The following is an 18,331-nucleotide window of genomic DNA, read 5'->3' as shown; positions in this document are numbered from 1 at the left end:
GCCCGCCGCAGGCGCCCCCACCCGCACCCCGCCCCGCTCCCCTACGCCTCCGGCAGTCCCGGCAGCTCCGGCGCCCGCTTGGCCGGTGTCCCGGCCAGTGACTCCAGTGCGATCCGGATCGCCTCGTCGAGCTGGGGATCCCGGCCCGCCGCATAGTCCTGCGGTGTCACCACGACCTCGACATCGGGGTCGACCCCGTGGTTCTCCACGCCCCAGCCGTAGCCCTCGAACCAGAACGCGAACTTGGGCTGGGTGACCGCTGTCCCGTCCACCAGCTGGTACTTGCTGTCGATGCCGACCACGCCGCCCCAGGTCCGGGTGCCGACGACCGGCCCGATGCGCAGCGCCTTGATCGCGGCGTTCACGATGTCGCCGTCCGAGCCGGAGAACTCGTTGGCCACCGCGACCACGGGGCCGCGCGGCGCGTCCTGCGGGTAACTGAACGGCTGCCTGCCGCGCGGCAGGTCCCAGCCGACCACACGGCGGGCGAGCTTCTCCACGATCAGCTGCGAGGTGTGGCCGCCGCGGTTCTCCCGGACGTCCACGACCAGCCCCTCGCGGGCCACTTCGACCCGCAGGTCGCGGTGGAGCTGCGCCCAGCCCGAGCCGACCATGTCGGGGACGTGGAGGTAGCCGAGGCGTCCGCCGGAGCGCTCGTGCACATAGGCCCGCCGGCCGGCGACCCAGTCGTGGTAGCGCAGTGCCTCCTCGTCGGCGATCGGTACGACGACGACGTGGCGGGGGTCGCCGCCGTCGACCGGCGAGACGGTCAGCTCGACCGGCTTGTCCGCCGAGCCGGTGAGCAGCGGTCCGGGCCCGGTCACCGGGTCGACCGGGCACCCGTCGACGGCGATGATCGCGTCCCCCACGCGTGCCGCCACGCCGGGCGCGGCGAGCGGGGAGCGGGCCTCCGGGTCGGAGGTCTCGGACGGCAGGATCCGGTCGATCCGCCAACTCCCCCCGTCCGTACGGGAGATGTCCGCACCGAGCAGCCCCTGCCGGGACGAGTCGTCGCCCCATCCGCCGGACGGCCTCACATAGGCGTGCGAGGTGCCGAGCTCCCCCTGCACCTCCCAGAGCAGGTCCATCAGGTCGTCGTGGGTGGCGACCCGCTCCAGCACCGGGCGGTAGCGGTCCAGGACCCCGTCCCAGTCGAGGCCGCCCATGTCGGGGCGCCAGTAGTTGTCCCGCATGATGCGCCCGGCCTCGTTGTACATCTGGCGCCATTCGGCGGCCGGTTCGAGGATCCGCCGGATCCGGGAGAGGTCGACGGTGACGCCGCCGTCGCTGCCGCCGTCGTCGTCATCGGCCGAGACATGGCTGTCGGACGGTACGGCGCGCAGCTTGCCCCGGGTCTGCATGACGATCCGCTTGCCGTCGCCGCTGACCGCGAAGTCCTCGACGCCGGAGGCGAGTTCCTCGCAGCGCAGCTTCTCCAGGTCGTACCGCTCCAGGACGGTCTCGGGCCGCCGGGAGTCGGGGGTGGGGCCGCTGGTGCCGAGCACCCCGGTCACCGGGTGGCTCAGCCACAGCAGCCCGTCCTTCGCGGCGCGCAGCGTGGAGTAGTTGGCGGCCTCGACGGGCAGCGGCACGATCCGGTCGGCGAGCCCTTCGAGGTCGATCCGGGTCACGGGGAGCGCGGTCGGGTTGTCCTGGTCGCCCTCGCCGCCGCTCTTCTCGGTCGGGCGGCCGTGGCGCTGCGGCCCGAACGGGGAGGGCGTGGTGGCGGCGAGCGTCAGCAGGTGGGGGCGGCAGGCGCCGATGAACGCCAGGTCGAAGACATGGGCGTCGTAGACCGGGTCGAAGGACCGCTCGGAGAGGAACGCCAGGTGCTTGCCGTCACCGGTGAACGCGGGGGCGAAGTCCCGGAAGCGCAGCGGGGTGGCCTCGGTGACCGACAGATCGGCGAGGTGCGCGAGCTTGAGCCGGCTGAGCGGTTCGGGTCCGGGGTGGGACCAGGCGAGCCAGGCGGAGTCGGGCGAGAAGACGAGGCCGGAGGCTTCGCCGTGCTCGCTGCGGTCCACCTCGTGGACCTCGCCGCTCTCCCGCTCGACGATCAGGATCCGCCCGTCGTGCGCGGCGACGGCGAACCGGCTGCCGTCGGGGGCCGGGGTCAGGTCGAGGACCCGGCCGATACGGCCCGCGGCGAGGCGGCGCGGTACGGCGCCGGGGGCGGTTCCGGTGGCGGGGGCGCACTCCAGGGCGTCGTCGCCCTCGGCGTCGGTGACCCAGACGACGTGCTGGTCGCCGTCGGCCTGGAAGGTGCGGGGCAGCCGGGCCCGTACGCCCGGTTCGACGGCGAGCGCGCGGGCCGGGCCCCCACTGTGGGTGACCCAGTGGACGGCGCCGCGCGTCCCCACGGCGCTGCCGCGGCCGGTGCGGTCCGGGGACGCGGCGTCGAGGTGGCTGCCGGCGTGCACGGGGTGCGGCTGGAGGTCGGCGCGCTGGCCGCCGAGCCGGATGTCGACGCGGCGGGGCCCGTCGCCCCCGAGGTCGTCAAGCAGCCAGAGTTCACCGGCCGAGGCGTAGGCGACCCGGGTGCCGTCGGTGGACGCGTGGCGGGCGTAGAAGCCCTCGATGCCGGTGTGGCGGCGCAGGTCGGAGCCGTCGGGGAGCGAGGAGTAGACCGCGCCGACGCCTTCGTGGTCGGAGAGGAAGGCGATCCGCTCGCCCACCCACATCGGGCATTCGATGTTCCCGTCGAGGTCGGCGTGGAGCCGTACGAACTCCGCCGGGCCGTCGGCGGGGGGCTCCTGCTCGATCCACAGCTTGCCCGCCGTGCCGCCCCGGTAGCGCTTCCAGGCGGCGGCCTCGCGCCCCATGGTGACCGAGAGCAGCAGGACCCGGCCGCCGGGCCCGTACGCGACCGAGCCGACCGGCCCGTACGGCAGGGTCCGGGCGGGTCCGCCGTCGACCGGGACGGCCCTGGCCCAGGTGCGCCGGAGCGATGCCTGCCCCTGGGAGCTGATGACGAGCACCTCGCCCTCGGGCGTCCAGCCGTGCACGGCGGTCCGTGCGTCGCCCCAGTAGGTGAGCCGCTCGGAGGGGCCGCCGTCGGCAGGCGCGATGTGCACCTCGGGGGCGCCGTCCCGGGTGGTCGTCCAGGCGACCCGGGTTCCGTCGGGCGATATCCGGGGGCCGGCGACCGGCCGGTTGTCGGCGCAGACGCGCCAGGCTCGGCCGCCGTCCAACGGCGCCAGCCAGACATCGTCCTCGGCGGTGAAGGCGATCGAATCGCCCTGGACATGGGGGTATCGGAGGTAGGCAGACTGCGTCACACCGGTCACCCTAGGTCGCGGTCCCGTTCCGCGTAAGCGGGTTGGCCGGAGTTCGACGGGCCGCCGGGAGGGCGGACCGGATCACTTGCCCATGGGCGTCTCGGTCACCGTCACCGTGACGGTGACCACCGGCCCGGGGCCGCCGGCCGGCGGCGGGTTCACCACCGCGGTCGACGGGGCGGCGTCGCAGTTGCCGAGCACATCCGCCCGGAAGACGGACCTCCCGCCCGTCTTCGCGGTCAGGTCCCCCCGCACGCACCGGCCGCCCAGCTCCTGGGTCACCTTGCCGCTGAGGGTGATGGCCTCGCCCTGTCCGGTCTTGCCGGTGCAGTCGACGTCCGCGATCCGGCGCACGGACGCCGAGGGCTGCGCGCCCCCGGCCCGGTCCCCGTCGACGCCCGCCGTGCAGTTCAGCCACTGCACATCGACCCCGTTGCGCTCCAGTGCGCCGGTGCCGACCCGGTCGGTGGTCACGGCGATGGACGCGGAGTTCAGCCCGCCCTGGGGGTCACAGGCGGCAGCTCCCGCGACCGCCGCGACCACGAGTGCGGACGCGGCCAGAAAGCGCCGTTCTCTTCCCTGACCCCATGCCCTTGATGTCCCCATACGGGCAGCTTCCCACCGTTGCCCCACCGCGCGGTAGACGGCGTGCGGGGACAGCTGGGGTGGCACCGGAGCGCAAGCGGGGGCTCACGACCAGCGGCCGGTGCGCCCCAGCAGCAGTGCGGTTGCCGCCGTGCCGGCCGTGGAGGTGCGCAGCACGCTCGCGCCGAGCCGGCAAATCCGGGCGCCCGCCGCGGTGAAGGCCGCCAGCTCGTCCGGCGAGACCCCGCCCTCGGGGCCGACGACGAGCACGATCTCGCCCCGGTCGGGGAGCGGGACGGTGGCCAGCGGCTCGCTGTCGTGCCCCCGGTCCTCGTGCAGGACGGCGGCGAAGTCCGCCGCGGCGACCAGGGCGGCCGCCTGCTTGGTGGTCATCGCGTCGGCCACGTCGGGGAAGCGCACCCGGCGGGACTGCTTGCCCGCCTCCCGGGCGGTGTTGCGCCATTTCGCGAGGGACTTGAGACCTCGGTCGCCCTTCCACTGCGTGATGCAGCGCGAAGCCTGCCAGGGCACGATCGCGTCCACGCCGGTCTCCGTCATCGTCTCCACGGCGACCTCGCCCCTGTCGCCCTTGGGCAGGGCCTGGACGACGGTGATGCGGGGGGCGGGGCGGGGCTCCTCCAGGATCCCGGTCAGGCCGGTGACGACGAGCCGGTCCTTGCCCTCGGCGGCCAGGACGATGCCTTCCGCCCAGTGGCCGCGCCCGTCGGTGAGCACGACGTCCTCACCTGCGCGCAGCCGCTTCACCGACACGGCGTGCCGGCCCTCGGGCCCCTCCAGGACGAACTCGGGCCCGCCGGGGACCTGTTCGACGACGAAGACCGGTGCGGTCACTGCGTACTCCCTGTGCTCACTGCCGTCCGTGCGGCGTCCAGTTCTTCGGCGAGCAGCCTGACCAGCCGGCCGGCCGGCAGCTCGCGTGCCATCCGGTGCCCCTGGCCCGCCCAGAGCGCCATGCCCTGCGCGTCCCCGGCCTTGGCCGCCGCCTTGCGCAGCCCGGCGGTCAGATAGTGCACCTGCGGGTAGGCGGCGGGGGCGTACGGGCCGTGCTCGCGCATGAACCGGTTGACCAGACCGCGGGCCGGGCGGCCGGAGAACGCCCGGGTCAGGGCGGTCCGTACGAACAGCGGGTTGGTCAGCGCCTGCTTGTGCAGCGGGCTCGCCCCGGACTCGGGGCAGACCAGGAAGGCCGTGCCGAGCTGCGCCGCCTCCGCGCCCGCGGCCAGCACCGCGGCGATCTGGGATCCGCGCATCAGCCCGCCGGCCGCGACGATCGGTATCTGCACGGTCTCGCGGACCTGGGACACCAGCGAGAGCAGCCCGATTCCGGCGCCGTCGGTCTGCGGGTCGTCGCGGTGGGTGGACTGGTGGCCGCCCGCCTCGACGCCCTGGACACAGAGCGCGTCGGCGCCCGCCCACTGGGCGGCCTGGGCCTCCTCGGGCGTGGTGACCGTCACGATGGTGTACGTGCCGACGCCGGCGAACGCGTCGAGGGTGTCGCGGGTCGGGCAGCCGAAGGTGAACGAGACGGCCGGGACCGGATCGTCCAGGAGTATGGCCAGCTTGGCGTCGTAGCCGTCGTCGCCGCTGGAGTCCGGGTCGCCGAGCGGGGTCTCGTACCAGGCGGCCTCGCCCGCGAGCTGGTGCCGGTACACCTCGACGGCGCTCGGGTCGGCGAGTCCCGGCTGCGGCATGAAGAGATTGACGCCGAAGGGCTGACCGGTCAGCCCGCGCAGCTGTTTGATCTCGTTGTACATGCCGTCCGCCGTCTTGTACCCGGCGGCGAGGAAACCGAGCCCGCCCGCCTCGGAGACGGCCGCGACGAGCTGTGGACAGGACGTGCCCCCCGCCATCGGGGCCTGCACGATCGGATACCGGCAGAGATCGGTCAACGCGGATGACATGACCGCATCGTGTCACGTCCCCGGCCGCCCGGGGCGCCCACCCCGGGGTCCGCTTTGTACTCAAACGCCGGACGGGCCCGTCGAGCGGGTCCGTCCGGCGTCCGGGAACGGCTTGCGGAGTCGGTCAGCGGCCGTTGAAGGCGTCCTTCAGCCGGGAGAACAGCCCCTGCTGGCCGGGCTGGAACTGGCCGGTGGGCCGCTCCTCACCGCGCATCTTCGCCAGGTCGCGCAACAGTCGCTCCTGCTCCGGGTCGAGCTTCGTCGGGGTCATCACCTCGACGTGCACGATCAGGTCGCCGCGCCCGCCGCCCCGCAGATGCGTGATGCCGCGGCCGTGCAGCGGGACCGACTGGCCGGACTGGGTGCCCGGCCGGATATCGACCTCCTCCAGGCCGTCGAGCGTCTCCAGCGGCACCTTGGTACCGAGCGCGCCCGCCGTCATGGGGATGGTGACCGTGCAGTGCAGGTCGTCGCCGCGGCGCTGGAACACCGCGTGCGAGAGCTCGTGGATCTCCACGTACAGATCGCCGGCCGGGCCGCCGCCGGGGCCGACCTCGCCCTCGCCCGCGAGCTGGATGCGGGTGCCGTTGTCGACACCGGCGGGGATCTTCACGGTGAGCGTGCGCCGCGAGCGGATGCGGCCGTCGCCGGCGCACTCCGGGCACGGGGTCGGCACGACCGTGCCGAAGCCCTGGCACTGCGGGCAGGGCCGCGAGGTCATGACCTGGCCGAGGAAGGACCGGGTGACCTGGGAGACCTCGCCGCGGCCGCGGCACATGTCACAGGTCTGCGCGGAGGTGCCGGGTGCGGCACCCTCGCCGCTGCACGTCGTACAGACGACGGCCGTGTCGACCTGGATGTCCTTGGTGGTGCCGAACGCCGCCTCGGCGAGATCGATCTCCAGCCGGATCATCGCGTCCTGGCCGCGCCGGGTGCGCGAACGGGGTCCGCGCTGCGACGACGTACCGAAGAACGCGTCCATGATGTCGGAGAAGTTGCCGAAGCCGCCCTGTCCGAATCCGCCCGCGCCCGCGCCGCCGGAGGCGGACAACGGATCGCCGCCGAGGTCGTAGACCTGCTTCTTCTGCGGGTCCGACAGCACCTCGTAGGCGGCGTTGATCTCCTTGAACCGCTCCTGGGTCTTCGGATCGGGGTTCACATCCGGGTGCAGCTCGCGGGCGAGCCGCCGGAATGCCTTCTTGATCTCGTCCTGAGAGGCGTCGCGGCGCACGCCGAGTACGGCGTAGTAGTCCGTGGCCACTTACGACTCCGCCAGGATCTGTCCGACGTAACGTGCCACTGCGCGTACCGCTCCCATCGTTCCGGGGTAGTCCATGCGGGTCGGTCCGACCACGCCGAGTTTGGCGACTGCCTCGTCGCCCGAACCGTAGCCGACCGCGACGACGGACGTGGAGTTGAGCCCCTCGTGGGCGTTCTCGTGCCCGATACGTACGGTCATGCCCGAGTCCTTGGCCTCGCCGAGCAGCTTCAGCAGCACGACCTGCTCCTCCAGTGCCTCCAGCACCGGCCGGATCATCACCGGGAAGTCGTGCCCGAAGCGGGTGAGGTTGGAGGTGCCGCCGATCATCAGCCGCTCCTCCGTCTCCTCGACGAGGGTTTCGAGCAGGGTGGAGAGCACGGTGGACACGGTTCCCCGGTCCTCGCTCTCGAAGGATTCCGGCAGGTCCTGCACCAGCTGCGGGACGTCCGCGAAACGGCGTCCGACGACCCGGCTGTTGAGCCGGGCCCGCAGATCGGCCAGAGAGGTCTCGCCGAACGGGGCGGGGCAGTCGATCATGCGCTGTTCGACCCGGCCGGTGTCCGTGATGAGCACGAGCATCAGCCGGGCGGGTGCCAGTGAGAGCAGCTCCACATGCCGGACCGTCGACCGGGTCAGCGAGGGGTACTGCACGATGGCGACCTGCCGGGTCAGCTGCGCGAGCAGCCGTACGGTGCGGCCCACGACGTCGTCGAGGTCCACCGCGCCGTCGAGGAAATTGTGGATGGCGCGGCGCTCCGGCGTCGAGAGGGGCTTGACCCCCGCGAGCCTGTCGACGAAGAGCCGGTAGCCCTTGTCCGTCGGGATGCGTCCCGCGCTGGTGTGGGGCTGGGCGATGAAGCCCTCGTCCTCCAGCACCGCCATGTCGTTGCGGACGGTCGCCGGGGAGACCCCCAGCTTGTGCCGCTCGGTGAGCGCCTTGGAGCCGACGGGCTCCTCCGTGCCGACATAGTCCTGGACGATGGCGCGAAGCACTTCGAGTCTGCGTTCGCTGAGCATCGCGCACACCTCCAGCTGTGTTTCCTCGTTGGTTCTCGGGTCGTTCCTGTTTCTCTGCCCAGGAATCCTCCTGGCACTCTGTCATCGCGAGTGCCAGCAACCCCCCGGCCAGTGTACGGCGGCCGAGTGGGGGCCTAGCAAGGGCGACCGGCCACGCTACCGCGAGACCGCGCAGGTCGTTGCCGATAGCGTCGCGGTATGGATGCCTCTTGGGAAGAGTTCGGCTGGGAGCGACTCGGTCACGGAGTGGGCCGGCGGCGCCTTCCCGGATGGGACGCGACGGTCGCACTGGTGGTCGGAGCGGACGCGGTGCTGCTCTACGACACCGGATCGACGCTCCGTGAAGGCGCCGAGGTGCGGGCCCAGGCGCAGGCCCTGCTCGGCCGGAGGGTGACGCATATCGCACTCAGCCATCCCCATTTCGATCATGTACTGGGCACCGCCGCGTTCTCCGGCGCCCAGGTGTACGGAGCGGTCGGCATGCGGGAGCTGCTGAAGCACGGGGCGGACGAGCTGCACACCGCGGCCGTGCGCCACGGGGTCGGCGAGCACGACGCGGCGGAGGCCGCGGACGCGCTGGTCGCGCCGCAGCACGAGGTGTGCGGCGAGTGGACGGTCGACCTGGGCGGCGGGCGCGAGGTGCTGCTGGCCGACGTGGGCCCCGCGCACAGCGGCCACGACCTGGTGGCGGTCGTCCCCGGCTCCCCCGCGGTCGTGCTCTGCGGCGACCTGGTCGAGGAGTCCGGCGAACCCCAGGCGGGCTCGGACGCCTTCCCGTCCCGCTGGCCGGCCTCGCTGGACCGGCTGCTGGCACTGGGCGGCGAGGACGCGGTGTACGTGCCGGGGCACGGGGCGGTGGTGGACGCGGCGTTCGTACGGGATCAGCGCGAACAACTGGCCGTACGCTTCGGCGTGTCGTGACCCCCGGTCGTCCTATCGTCGTCCGATGCGCAGCTACCAGCCGGACCTGACCCCGCCGTGGAAGAGGTCCGCCCCCGTTCCCGAGGTCCCCGCCGAAGCCGATCTGGTCGTGGAGGAGGTCTCCACCGGATTCTGCGGTGCGGTGATCCGCTGCGAGAAGACGGCCCAGGGGCCGACGGTGACCCTGGAGGACCGCTTCGGCAAGCACCGGGTGTTCCCGATGGAGCCGCGCGGCTTCCTGCTGGAGGGCCGGGTGGTCACGCTCGTACGCCCCTCGGCCGCCGCTCCGGTGCGCCCCGCGCGCACGGCCTCGGGTTCGGTCGCGGTCCCCGGCGCGCGCGCCCGCGTCGCACGGGCGGGCCGGATCTATGTGGAAGGCCGGCACGACGCGGAGCTGGTCGAGCGGGTCTGGGGCGACGACCTGCGGATCGAGGGCGTGGTCGTCGAGTACCTGGAGGGCATCGACGACCTCCCCGCCATCGTGCGCGGGTTCTCCCCCGGCCCGGACGCCAGGCTGGGCGTCCTGGTCGACCATCTGGTCCCCGGCTCCAAGGAGTCCCGGATCGCCGATCAGGTCACGGACGAGAACGTACTGGTGGTCGGCCACCCCTACATCGACGTGTGGGAGGCCGTGAAGCCGTCCTCCGTGGGCATCGCGGCCTGGCCGGTGGTGCCGCGCGGCCAGGACTGGAAGACGGGCGTGTGCCGCGCCCTGGGCTGGCCGGAGAACACCGGCGCGGCCTGGCAGCACATCCTGTCCAAGGTCCACTCGTACCGCGACCTGGAGCCGGCCCTGCTGGGCTCGGTGGAACACCTGATCGACTTCGTGACGGCGCCGGAGTAGCCCGCCGACCCATCCGCCGATTTGAGGTGCTGAATCAAGCCCCTCCGACGATCGAGGAGCGGGGGTCCGGGGTCGGCGTCCCCGGCTACGGGAAGGGGCGGGCGGGGGACCAGGCACACCGCACCCGCACCGCCCGTCCCCCGCGCCTCAGTCCACCAGATCCCGCACCACCGCATCCGCCAGCAGCCGCCCCCGCAACGTGAGCACCGCCCGCCCCCGCTCGTACGGCGCCGCTTCCAGGAGCCCGTCCGCCAGAGCCCGGCGGGACGCGGCCAGCCCGGCCGGAGCCAGGATGTCGAGCGGGCAGCCGTCCTGGAGCCGGAGTTCCAGCAGGATCCGCTCCACCCGCCGGTCCTCCTCGGAGAGGACCTCGCGCCCGGCCCCCGGCGACCGCCCCTCGGCCAGCGCCTGCGCGTACGCGCCCGGGTGCTTCACGTTCCACCAGCGCACCCCGCCGACGTGGCTGTGCGCCCCGGGCCCGGCGCCCCACCAGTCGGCGCCGCGCCAGTACAGCTCGTTGTGCAGGCAGCGGCCCTCCGGCGTACGGGCCCAGTTCGACACCTCGTACCAGGAGAAGCCCGCCGCGGCCATCGCCTCGTCCGCGATCAGATACCGGTCCGCGTGGGCGTCGTCGTCGGTCATCGGGATCTCGCCGCGCCGGATCCGGCGGGCCAGCTGCGTGCCCTCCTCGACGATCAGCGCGTACGCCGACACATGGTCCGGTCCCGCCCCGATCGCCGCGTCCAGCGAGGCCCGCCAGTCGTCGTCGGACTCCCCCGGCGTGCCGTAGATCAGGTCGAGGTTGACGTGCTCGAAGCCCGCCTCCCGGGCCTCGGCGACACACGCCTCGGGGCGCCCCGGCGTATGCGTACGGTCGAGGATCTTCAGCACGTGCTGCCGGGCGCTCTGCATGCCGAAGGAGATCCGGTTGAAGCCGCCCTCCCGCAGCTCCGCGAGATACGCCGGACCGACGGACTCCGGATTGGCCTCGGTGGTGATCTCGGCGTCGTCCGCGAGCCCGAACTCCTCCCGGATCGCCCCCAGCATCCGGACCAGGTCGGAGGCCGCCAGCAGGGTCGGCGTACCGCCGCCGACGAAGACCGTGCGGACCGGCCGGGGGTCGTCCCCGAGGACCTTGCGGGCCTGGCGGACCTCGCCGATCAGATGGGTCGCGTAGTTGTCCCGGGAGGCCAGCGCGCCGCCGGAACCGCGCAGCTCGGTCGCGGTGTAGGTATTGAAGTCGCAGTAGCCGCAGCGGGTCGCGCAGTACGGCACGTGCAGGTAGAAGCCGAGCGGCCGGCCGGCGGCGCCTTCCAGGGCATGGCGGGGCAGCGCCCCGTCGTCGGGTACGGGTTCACCATCGGGCAGTACGGAAGGCATACCGCCCATTGTCGCTCGCCGCCGGGAGCCTCCCGGCCATGCCCGTGATCACGGAGGCCGCCCGCCCCCGCTCATGCGCCGCCTCAGCCCGCCTGGAGCACGAGCAGCGCCAGATCGTCGTCCGGCGGCCGCTCGGCGAATTCGTGCACCGCCCGCTTGATCCGGTCCGCGATCCCGTCCGCCGACAGGCCGGAACAGCCCGCCAGTGCCCGGGCCAGTCCGTCCCCGTCGTCGAACATCAGCGTCCCGGAGCGCCGCTCCGTCACACCGTCCGTGACGCACAGCAGGCTGTCGCCGGGTGCCAGCTCGAAGCACTGGCTCTCGTACGCGACGTCGTCGAAGATCCCGAGCAGTATCTGCGGCTCGGCGGCCGGGCGCACCTCGCCGTCGGGCCGCAGCAGCAGCGGCAACGGGTGGCCGGCGCTGGCCAGGGTGCAGCGCACGCCGCCACCGGGCAGCGGTACGAGTTCCCCGTAGAGCAGGGAGAGGAAGCGGGACTGCCCGGTGTCCGCGGTCTGCTGACCGCCCGCGGCTGCCACCATGAGCGCGGCCGCCTCGGCGGCCTCCATCGCGTCGTCGAGGAGCAGCCGGTTGAGCCGGTCGAGGACCTCGCCCACGCCGAAGCCCTCGCGGGCCAGCAGCCGCAGCCAGGGGCGGGCCAGGCCCGTGACGACGGCGGCCTCGGGGCCGCTGCCCTGCACATCGCCGAGGACGAAGCACCAACGGTCGCCGGGGCACGGGAAGATGTCGTAGAAGTCACCGCCGACGACGCCGTCGTCGCTGGGTTCGTACACCAGTGAGCTGGTGACGCCGGGTATGTCGGCGACCTTGCCGGGCAGCAGGGCGCGCTGCAGGATGCGGCTGATGGTGGCCTGCCGGGTGTACTCGCGGGCGGCGCCGACCGCGAGGCCGACCCGGCGTACGAAGTCCTCGATGAGCGCGGTCACCTCGTCGGGGACGCGGACGAGGCCCTCCCGGCCCAGGAGTACGGCGCCGAGGGTCCGGCCGCCGGAGGTGATCCGGTAGGCGAGGGCGGACACGGCGGGCTCCTCGGTCTTCTCGCCGTCCTCCTCGCCGCCGGGCCACGGCATGGAGACGGGCCCGGTGCCGACCCGCTCGGGGAGCCGGATCGGGTCCTGTTCCAGCAGGGCGCGCAGCTGCCCGGTCTCGGCCTCGTCCCGGTGCCAGACGCTGGCGAGCCGGGGGACGGCGGAGGGGCCGCCGTTCTCGGGTTCCAGCCAGATCGCGCACCAGTCGGCGAGTCTGGGCACCAGTAACTGCCCGGAGAGCGCCGCCACGATGTCCTCGTCGAGCTGGCCGGCGAGCAGGTCCGAGGCCTCGGCGAGGAAGGAGAGCGCGCCGCGGCCGGCCCAGTCCGCGTCGTCGCGCAGCGCGCGCCGGGCGTTGGGGGCGAGGAGTTCGGCGGCGCGCAGCCCCTGCTGGAAGCCGGGCTCGGAGGCCGCTTCCGGGAACGGGTTCCAGTCGTCCACGGGGAGCCTGGCCCAGACGGTCTTGAGGCCGGTGCGGTAGGTGATGCCCCAGCGTTCGGCGAGGGTGCCGACGAGCTGGAGTCCGCGGCCGTACTCGGCGGGCTCGTCGGGTCCGACGAGGCTGGTGCCCTCCGCGGCCTCGGCCGCGCTTCCGGACTCCGGACGGTCGCTGCGCACGGCGCGGGCCGGGTGGTGGTCGGAGACCTCCACCACCAGGGCCGCCACCTCGTCCTCGGTGGCCTCCTCCAGCCGGGCGAGCACTTCCACATTGGTCCCGGCGTGCACGACCGCGTTGGTGACCAGCTCGCTGACGACGATTTCCGCGTCATCGGCCACGCGCTCGCTGAAGCCCACGGCCGCCGGCAGCCCGAGCCCGGTCCACTCGCCGAGGGCGGCCCGGACGAACCGGCGGGCGGCGGAGGGTGCGAGGAGGTTCCCGGGCAGGGACGTATGGGCGACCGGCCGCGCGTCCGCACGGCCTGCGGGATCACCGGGACGCTCGGTGATGTCCCGCTGCAAGGGAATGGGCCCCACGGTGCGGCTCCTGACCTGTTCTCGCTCTGTCTGTTCTCGTTGCTGTCTGTCTGTTCTCGTTGGGCGGCGCTGACGACACCGACAGAGTGACAGATGGACCATGCCCATAAGCGGCGAGTTGCCGAAGTGAGCAGAGAAAATGAGCGGGGACGAGCAGGAGCGGCCGCACCGTGCGGCCGGTCCGCGAGGAGCCTTCTATGCCTCGCGGGTTCCCGCGTACATGTCGTCGATGAGTTCCTGGTAGGCGCGCTCGACGACCGGCCGCTTCAGCTTGAGGCTGGGCGTCAGCTCGCCGTGCTCGATGTCCAGGTCGCGGGGCAGCAGCCGGAACTTCTTGATGGTCTGCCAGCGCTGCAGTCCCCCGTTGAGCCGCTTCACGTAGCCCTCGATGAGCTCGACGACCTGCGGGGAGGCCACCACTTCTGCGTACGGCTTCCCGCCCAGGCCGTTCTCGGCGGCCCAGCCGAGGATGGTCGGCTCGTCGAGTGCGATCAGGGCGGTGCAGAAGTTACGGTCCGCGCCGTGCACCAGGATGTTGGAGACGAACGGGCAGACCGCCTTGAACTGTCCCTCGACCTCCGCCGGGGCGATGTACTTGCCGCCGGACGTCTTGATCAGGTCCTTCTTGCGGTCGGTGATCCGGAGATAGCCGTCCACGGACAGCTCGCCGATGTCGCCGGTGTGGAACCAGCCGTCCGACTCCAGCACCTCGGCGGTCTTCTCCGGCTGCCCGTGATAGCCCTGCATCAGGCCGGGGCCGCGCAGCAGGATCTCACCGTCGTCCGCGATCCGTACCTCGGTGCCGGGGAGCGGCTTGCCGACGGTGCCGGTGCGGTAGGCCTCGCCCGGGTTGACGAAGGAGGCGGCGCTGGACTCGGTGAGGCCGTAGCCCTCCAGGATGTGGATGCCGACGCCGGAGAAGAAGAGGCCGATGTCGGGGGCGAGGGCGGCGGAGCCGGAGATGCAGGCGCGCAGCCGGCCGCCGAATGCCTCGCGGATCTTGGCGAAGACGAGAGCGTCGGCGACCTTGTGCTTGGCGCCGAGGGCGAAGGGGACCGAGGCCGTGCCGGTGCGCCGGAAGTTGTCCTGGGAGACCGTGGCGTACTCGCGGGCGACCCCGGCCGCCCACTGGAAGATCTTGTACTTGGCCCCGCCGCCTGCCCGTGCCTTGGCGGCGACGCCGTTGTAGACCTTCTCGAAGATGCGGGGGACGGCGGCCATGTACGTCGGCTGGACCACCGGAAGGTTCTCGATGATCTTGTCGACCCGGCCGTCGATGGCGGTGACGTGGCCGACCTCGATCTGGCCGGAGGTGAGGACCTTGCCGAAGACGTGCGCGAGCGGCAGCCAGAGGTACTGCACGTCCTCCATGGTGATCAGCCCGGTCGCCACGGTGGCCTTGGCCATGTACGACCAGTTGTCGTGCGGCAGGCGTACGCCCTTGGGGCGGCCGGTGGTGCCCGAGGTGTAGATCAGGGTGGCGAGCTGATCGGCCGTGATGGCGGAGACCCGCTCCTCGACCGCCTCGGGGTGCTTCGCCAGGTGCTCGGCGCCGCGGGCCTCCAGCTCGGCGAGGGTGAGCACCCAGCCCTCGGGGTCGCCCTCGGCGGGCCCGGCGCCCTCGGGGTCGATGACGACGACATGGGCGAGGTCCGGCAGTTCGGAGCGGCGCTCGCGGGCCTTGGCCAGCTGGGCGGCGTCCTCGGCGATGAGCACCCGGCTCCCGGAGTCGGAGAGGATGAACGCCGACTCCTCCGCGTTGGTCGACGGGTAGATCGTGGTGGTCGCGGCACCCGCGCACATCACACCGAGGTCGACGAGGACCCATTCCACCCGCGTGCTCGCGGCGAGCGCGATCCGCTCCTCCGGCTGCACGCCCAGACCGATGAGCCCGGCCGCGACGGCGTAGACCCGCTCGGCGGCCTGCGCCCAGCTCAGCGACTTCCACTCATCGGGTCCGTCGCCGGCGGCCGGGACGGGGTAGCGGTACGCCTCCCCGTCCGGGGTGGCCGCCACGCGGTCGATGAAGAGGTTCGCCACGGAGGGCGGTCGGTTCTCGATCAAGGTCAGTGTGTCGCTCACGACGTCCTCCGGGCCTGCGGCAGTGCTTCACGACCGGCTGCTGATTGCTGCTGATGGCTGCTGTGTACCGCTTGTTCCTGTGCCTGTTCCTGCGTACGTCCGTCTGCTCGTCCTGCTCGGACCCCGCCCTTGTTTAACTGGCGAGTAACTACGAAGCCGTGATCAGGGTAGAGCGCCCGCGTCCACCGCGTAAGGGGCAACGGGCCGCCGCTTCATAACAAACGGGCCCCCGTGCCGCGGGGTGCCGCGACACAGGGGCCCGTAGGGCTGTCACCGGGGGGTGGCGGGCTACTTCTTGCCCTTGCCCTCGCCGCCGGACTCGTCCGTCGACAGCACGGCGATGAAGGCCTCCTGCGGCACCTCCACATTGCCGACCATCTTCATCCGCTTCTTGCCCTCCTTCTGCTTCTCCAGCAGCTTCCGCTTACGGGAGATGTCACCGCCGTAGCACTTGGCGAGGACGTCCTTGCGGATGGCGCGGACGGTCTCACGGGCGATGACCCGGGAGCCGATGGCGGCCTGGATCGGCACCTCGAAGTTCTGCCGCGGGATCAGCTCGCGCAGCTTGGCGACCAGCCGGACGCCGTACGCGTACGCCTTGTCCTTGTGCGTGACCGCGGAGAACGCGTCGACCTTGTCGCCGTGCAGCAGGATGTCGACCTTGACGAGCTGGGCGGTCTGCTCGCCGGTGGGCTCGTAGTCGAGCGAGGCGTAGCCCCGGGTCTTGGACTTCAGCTGGTCGAAGAAGTCGAAGACGATCTCGGCGAGCGGCAGGGTGTAGCGGATCTCGACCCGGTCCTCGGAGAGGTAGTCCATGCCGAGCAGGGTGCCGCGCCGCTGCTGGCAGAGTTCCATGATCGCGCCGATGAACTCGCTGGGGGCCAGGACCGTGGCGCGCACGACGGGCTCGTGCACCTTGTCGATCTTGCCTTCGGGGAATTCGCTCGGGTTGGTGACGGTGTGCTCGGTGCCGTCCTCCATGTCGACGCGGTAGACCACGTTGGGGGCGGTGGCGATGAGTTCGAGGCCGAACTCGCGCTCCAGCCGCTCCCGGATCACGTCGAGGTGGAGCAGCCCGAGGAAGCCGACGCGGAAGCCGAAGCCGAGTGCCGCGGAGGTCTCCGGCTCGTACACCAGGGCGGCGTCGTTGAGCTGGAGCTTGTCCAGCGCCTCGCGCAGGTCCGGGTAGTCCGATCCGTCCAGCGGGTACAGCCCCGAGAACACCATCGGCTTGGGGTCCTTGTAGCCGCCCAGCGCCTCGGTCGCGCCCTTGTTCAGGGAGGTGATGGTGTCACCGACCTTGGACTGCCGGACGTCCTTCACACCGGTGATGATGTAGCCGACCTCACCCACGCCGAGGCCGTCGGCCGGGGTCATCTCCGGGGAGGAGACCCCGATCTCCAGCAGCTCGTGGGTGGCGCCGGTGGACATCATCCGGATGCGCTCGCGCTTGTTGAGCTGCCCGTCGACCACACGGACGTACGTGACGACGCCGCGGTACGAGTCGTAGACCGAGTCGAAGATCATCGCGCGGGCGGGGGCGTCCGCCTGGCCGACCGGGGCCGGGACGTCCCTGACCACCCGGTCGAGCAGCGCTTCCACGCCGATGCCGGTCTTCGCGGAGACCTTGAGCACGTCCTCCGGCTGGCAGCCGATGAGGTTCGCCAGCTCCTCGGAGAACTTCTCGGGCTGCGCGGCCGGCAGATCGATCTTGTTGAGCACCGGGACGATGGTGAGGTCGTTCTCCATCGCCAGGTAGAGGTTGGCCAGGGTCTGGGCCTCGATGCCCTGCGCGGCGTCGACCAGCAGGACCGTGCCCTCGCAGGCGGCGAGCGAGCGGGAGACCTCGTAGGTGAAGTCCACGTGGCCCGGGGTGTCGATCATGTTGAGGACATGGGTGCGGCCCTGGCCCTCGCCCGTGGTGGGCGCCCAGGGCAGCCGCACCGCCTGGGACTTGATGGTGATGCCGCGCTCGCGCTCGATGTCCATCCGGTCGAGGTACTGAGCACGCATCTGCCGTTGGTCGACCACACCGGTCAGCTGGAGCATCCGGTCGGCAAGGGTCGACTTGCCGTGGTCGATGTGCGCGATGATGCAGAAGTTGCGGATCAGCGCCGGGTCGGTACGGCTCGGCTCGGGCACGTTGGTAGGAGTCGCGGGCACGCAGGGTCCTGATTCTTGAGACGCCGAACGCCGTGTCTCGGGTCGATGTCGGGTCGGTCGGATCGATACGTAGCCTCCATCGTCCCATGGTTGCGGGGCGGAGACCGGTTTGGGCCGGTCGGAGTGGGGCTGGTACCGTTGACAGCTGTGCCTCGCGACTCTCTCAGGCCGTGGGGCGCACATCGAAGATCCAACGAACCTGAAAAGGCTCTTTCGTGGCGAACATCAAGTCCCAGATCAAGCGGAACAAGACGAACGAGAAGGCGCGCCTGCGCAACAAGGCCGTCAAGTCCTCGCTCAAGACCGCTATCCGCAAGGCCCGTGAGGCTGCCGCCGCCGGTGACGTCGAGAAGGCCACCACGGCCGCTCGCGACGCCTCCCGCGCGCTCGACAAGGCTGTCTCGAAGGGTGTCATCCACAAGAACGCCGCCGCCAACAAGAAGTCGGCGCTGGCCTCCAAGGTTGCCTCCCTCCAGGGCTGAGCATTCTGATGTGATCGCCGGGACGGACCCAGCGGGCCCTCTCTCCCGCTCCTGACCGGCACCCCGCGCCGCACACCGAACCTGCGTTCGCCACGCGGGTGCGGCGCACCAAGCTTGAACCGAAGGCCCCGACCTCAGCTCTCCCCAGAGCGAGGACCGGGGCCTTCGGCGTGCACGGCCGCAGCAAGGCGAGTCCCGTGACGTACGTGTTCGGGGGCGACGCGGGGCGCCGTTCGGGGCGAGTGCCCTGGGCGAGTCCCGTGGCGTACGCGACCAGGGGGCCGAGCCGCGTGGGGGCGGTGTTCGGGGCGGGTGCCCCGGGCGAGTCCCCTGGCGTACGCGGCCAGGGGGCCGAGCCGCGTGGGGGCGGTG

General features: G+C 72.0%; 13 protein-coding genes. 3 read left to right on the top strand and 10 right to left on the bottom strand.

Annotated elements, in window-relative coordinates; translation table 11 throughout:
- Positions 1 to 41 precede the first annotated feature (41 nt).
- The 6 genes from ACFVH0_RS03860 to hrcA all read right to left on the bottom strand — a co-directional run bounded on the left by ACFVH0_RS03860 (position 42) and on the right by hrcA (position 8,063).
- Positions 42 to 3,278: a S41 family peptidase gene (locus tag ACFVH0_RS03860; protein WP_385817852.1), complete on the bottom strand. Its 3,237-nt coding sequence runs from the start codon at positions 3,276 to 3,278 to the stop codon at positions 42 to 44.
- Between the two features lie 81 nt (positions 3,279 to 3,359).
- Positions 3,360 to 3,884: a hypothetical protein gene (locus tag ACFVH0_RS03855; RefSeq protein WP_385817851.1), complete on the bottom strand. Its 525-nt coding sequence runs from the start codon at positions 3,882 to 3,884 to the stop codon at positions 3,360 to 3,362.
- 84 nt (positions 3,885 to 3,968) lie between these two features.
- Positions 3,969 to 4,715, bottom strand: a complete 747-nt coding sequence (locus ACFVH0_RS03850; protein WP_385817850.1) for a 16S rRNA (uracil(1498)-N(3))-methyltransferase — start codon at positions 4,713 to 4,715, stop codon at positions 3,969 to 3,971.
- Positions 4,712 to 5,785, bottom strand: a complete 1,074-nt coding sequence (locus ACFVH0_RS03845) for a nitronate monooxygenase (RefSeq protein ID WP_385817849.1) — start codon at positions 5,783 to 5,785, stop codon at positions 4,712 to 4,714. The genes ACFVH0_RS03850 and ACFVH0_RS03845 overlap by 4 nt, the downstream gene beginning before the upstream one ends.
- Before the next feature lie 124 nt (positions 5,786 to 5,909).
- Positions 5,910 to 7,046 (bottom strand): molecular chaperone DnaJ, encoded by a 1,137-nt coding sequence (gene dnaJ, locus ACFVH0_RS03840; protein WP_342286525.1) that lies wholly within the window; start codon positions 7,044 to 7,046, stop codon positions 5,910 to 5,912.
- Entirely contained in the window at positions 7,047 to 8,063 is a 1,017-nt protein-coding gene (gene hrcA / locus ACFVH0_RS03835) for a heat-inducible transcriptional repressor HrcA (RefSeq protein WP_124717772.1), read from the bottom strand.
- A 198-nt stretch (positions 8,064 to 8,261) separates the two neighbouring features.
- Here hrcA and ACFVH0_RS03830 point away from each other — a divergent pair, with 198 nt between their 5' ends.
- Positions 8,262 to 8,984: an MBL fold metallo-hydrolase gene (locus ACFVH0_RS03830; protein WP_385817848.1), complete on the top strand. Its 723-nt coding sequence runs from the start codon at positions 8,262 to 8,264 to the stop codon at positions 8,982 to 8,984.
- A 25-nt stretch (positions 8,985 to 9,009) separates the two neighbouring features.
- A complete protein-coding gene (locus tag ACFVH0_RS03825) occupies positions 9,010 to 9,828 on the top strand; it encodes a DUF3097 domain-containing protein (protein ID WP_385817847.1) in 819 nt (272 codons plus the stop codon).
- A gap of 147 nt (positions 9,829 to 9,975) precedes the next feature.
- Here ACFVH0_RS03825 and hemW read toward each other — a convergent pair whose 3' ends face one another.
- The 4 genes from hemW to lepA all read right to left on the bottom strand — a co-directional run bounded on the left by hemW (position 9,976) and on the right by lepA (position 17,477).
- Positions 9,976 to 11,217, bottom strand: a complete 1,242-nt coding sequence (gene hemW / locus ACFVH0_RS03820) for a radical SAM family heme chaperone HemW (protein WP_385817846.1) — start codon at positions 11,215 to 11,217, stop codon at positions 9,976 to 9,978.
- Between the two features lie 74 nt (positions 11,218 to 11,291).
- A complete protein-coding gene (locus ACFVH0_RS03815; RefSeq protein ID WP_385818057.1) occupies positions 11,292 to 13,217 on the bottom strand; it encodes a SpoIIE family protein phosphatase in 1,926 nt (641 codons plus the stop codon).
- Positions 13,218 to 13,427: 210 nt separating this feature from the next.
- A complete protein-coding gene (locus ACFVH0_RS03810) occupies positions 13,428 to 15,314 on the bottom strand; it encodes an AMP-dependent synthetase/ligase (RefSeq protein ID WP_385817845.1) in 1,887 nt (628 codons plus the stop codon).
- A gap of 288 nt (positions 15,315 to 15,602) precedes the next feature.
- The gene (gene lepA, locus ACFVH0_RS03805) at positions 15,603 to 17,477 is read right to left on the bottom strand and encodes a translation elongation factor 4 (protein ID WP_385817844.1); all 1,875 of its coding nucleotides are present in this window, start codon (positions 17,475 to 17,477) and stop codon (positions 15,603 to 15,605) included.
- Between the two features lie 215 nt (positions 17,478 to 17,692).
- On the opposite strand from lepA, the gene rpsT reads away from it, so the two are divergent.
- On the top strand, positions 17,693 to 17,959 hold the full coding sequence (gene rpsT / locus ACFVH0_RS03800) for a 30S ribosomal protein S20 (RefSeq protein WP_124717766.1): 267 nt from the start codon (positions 17,693 to 17,695) through the stop codon (positions 17,957 to 17,959).
- Positions 17,960 to 18,331: the final 372 nt, after the last annotated feature.

Source organism: Streptomyces sp. NPDC127117 (assembly GCF_042677325.1).
Lineage (GTDB): Bacteria > Actinomycetota > Actinomycetes > Streptomycetales > Streptomycetaceae > Streptomyces.
Note: the sequence above shows the minus strand (reverse complement) of the source record. Positions and strands in the feature narration are given on the sequence as shown.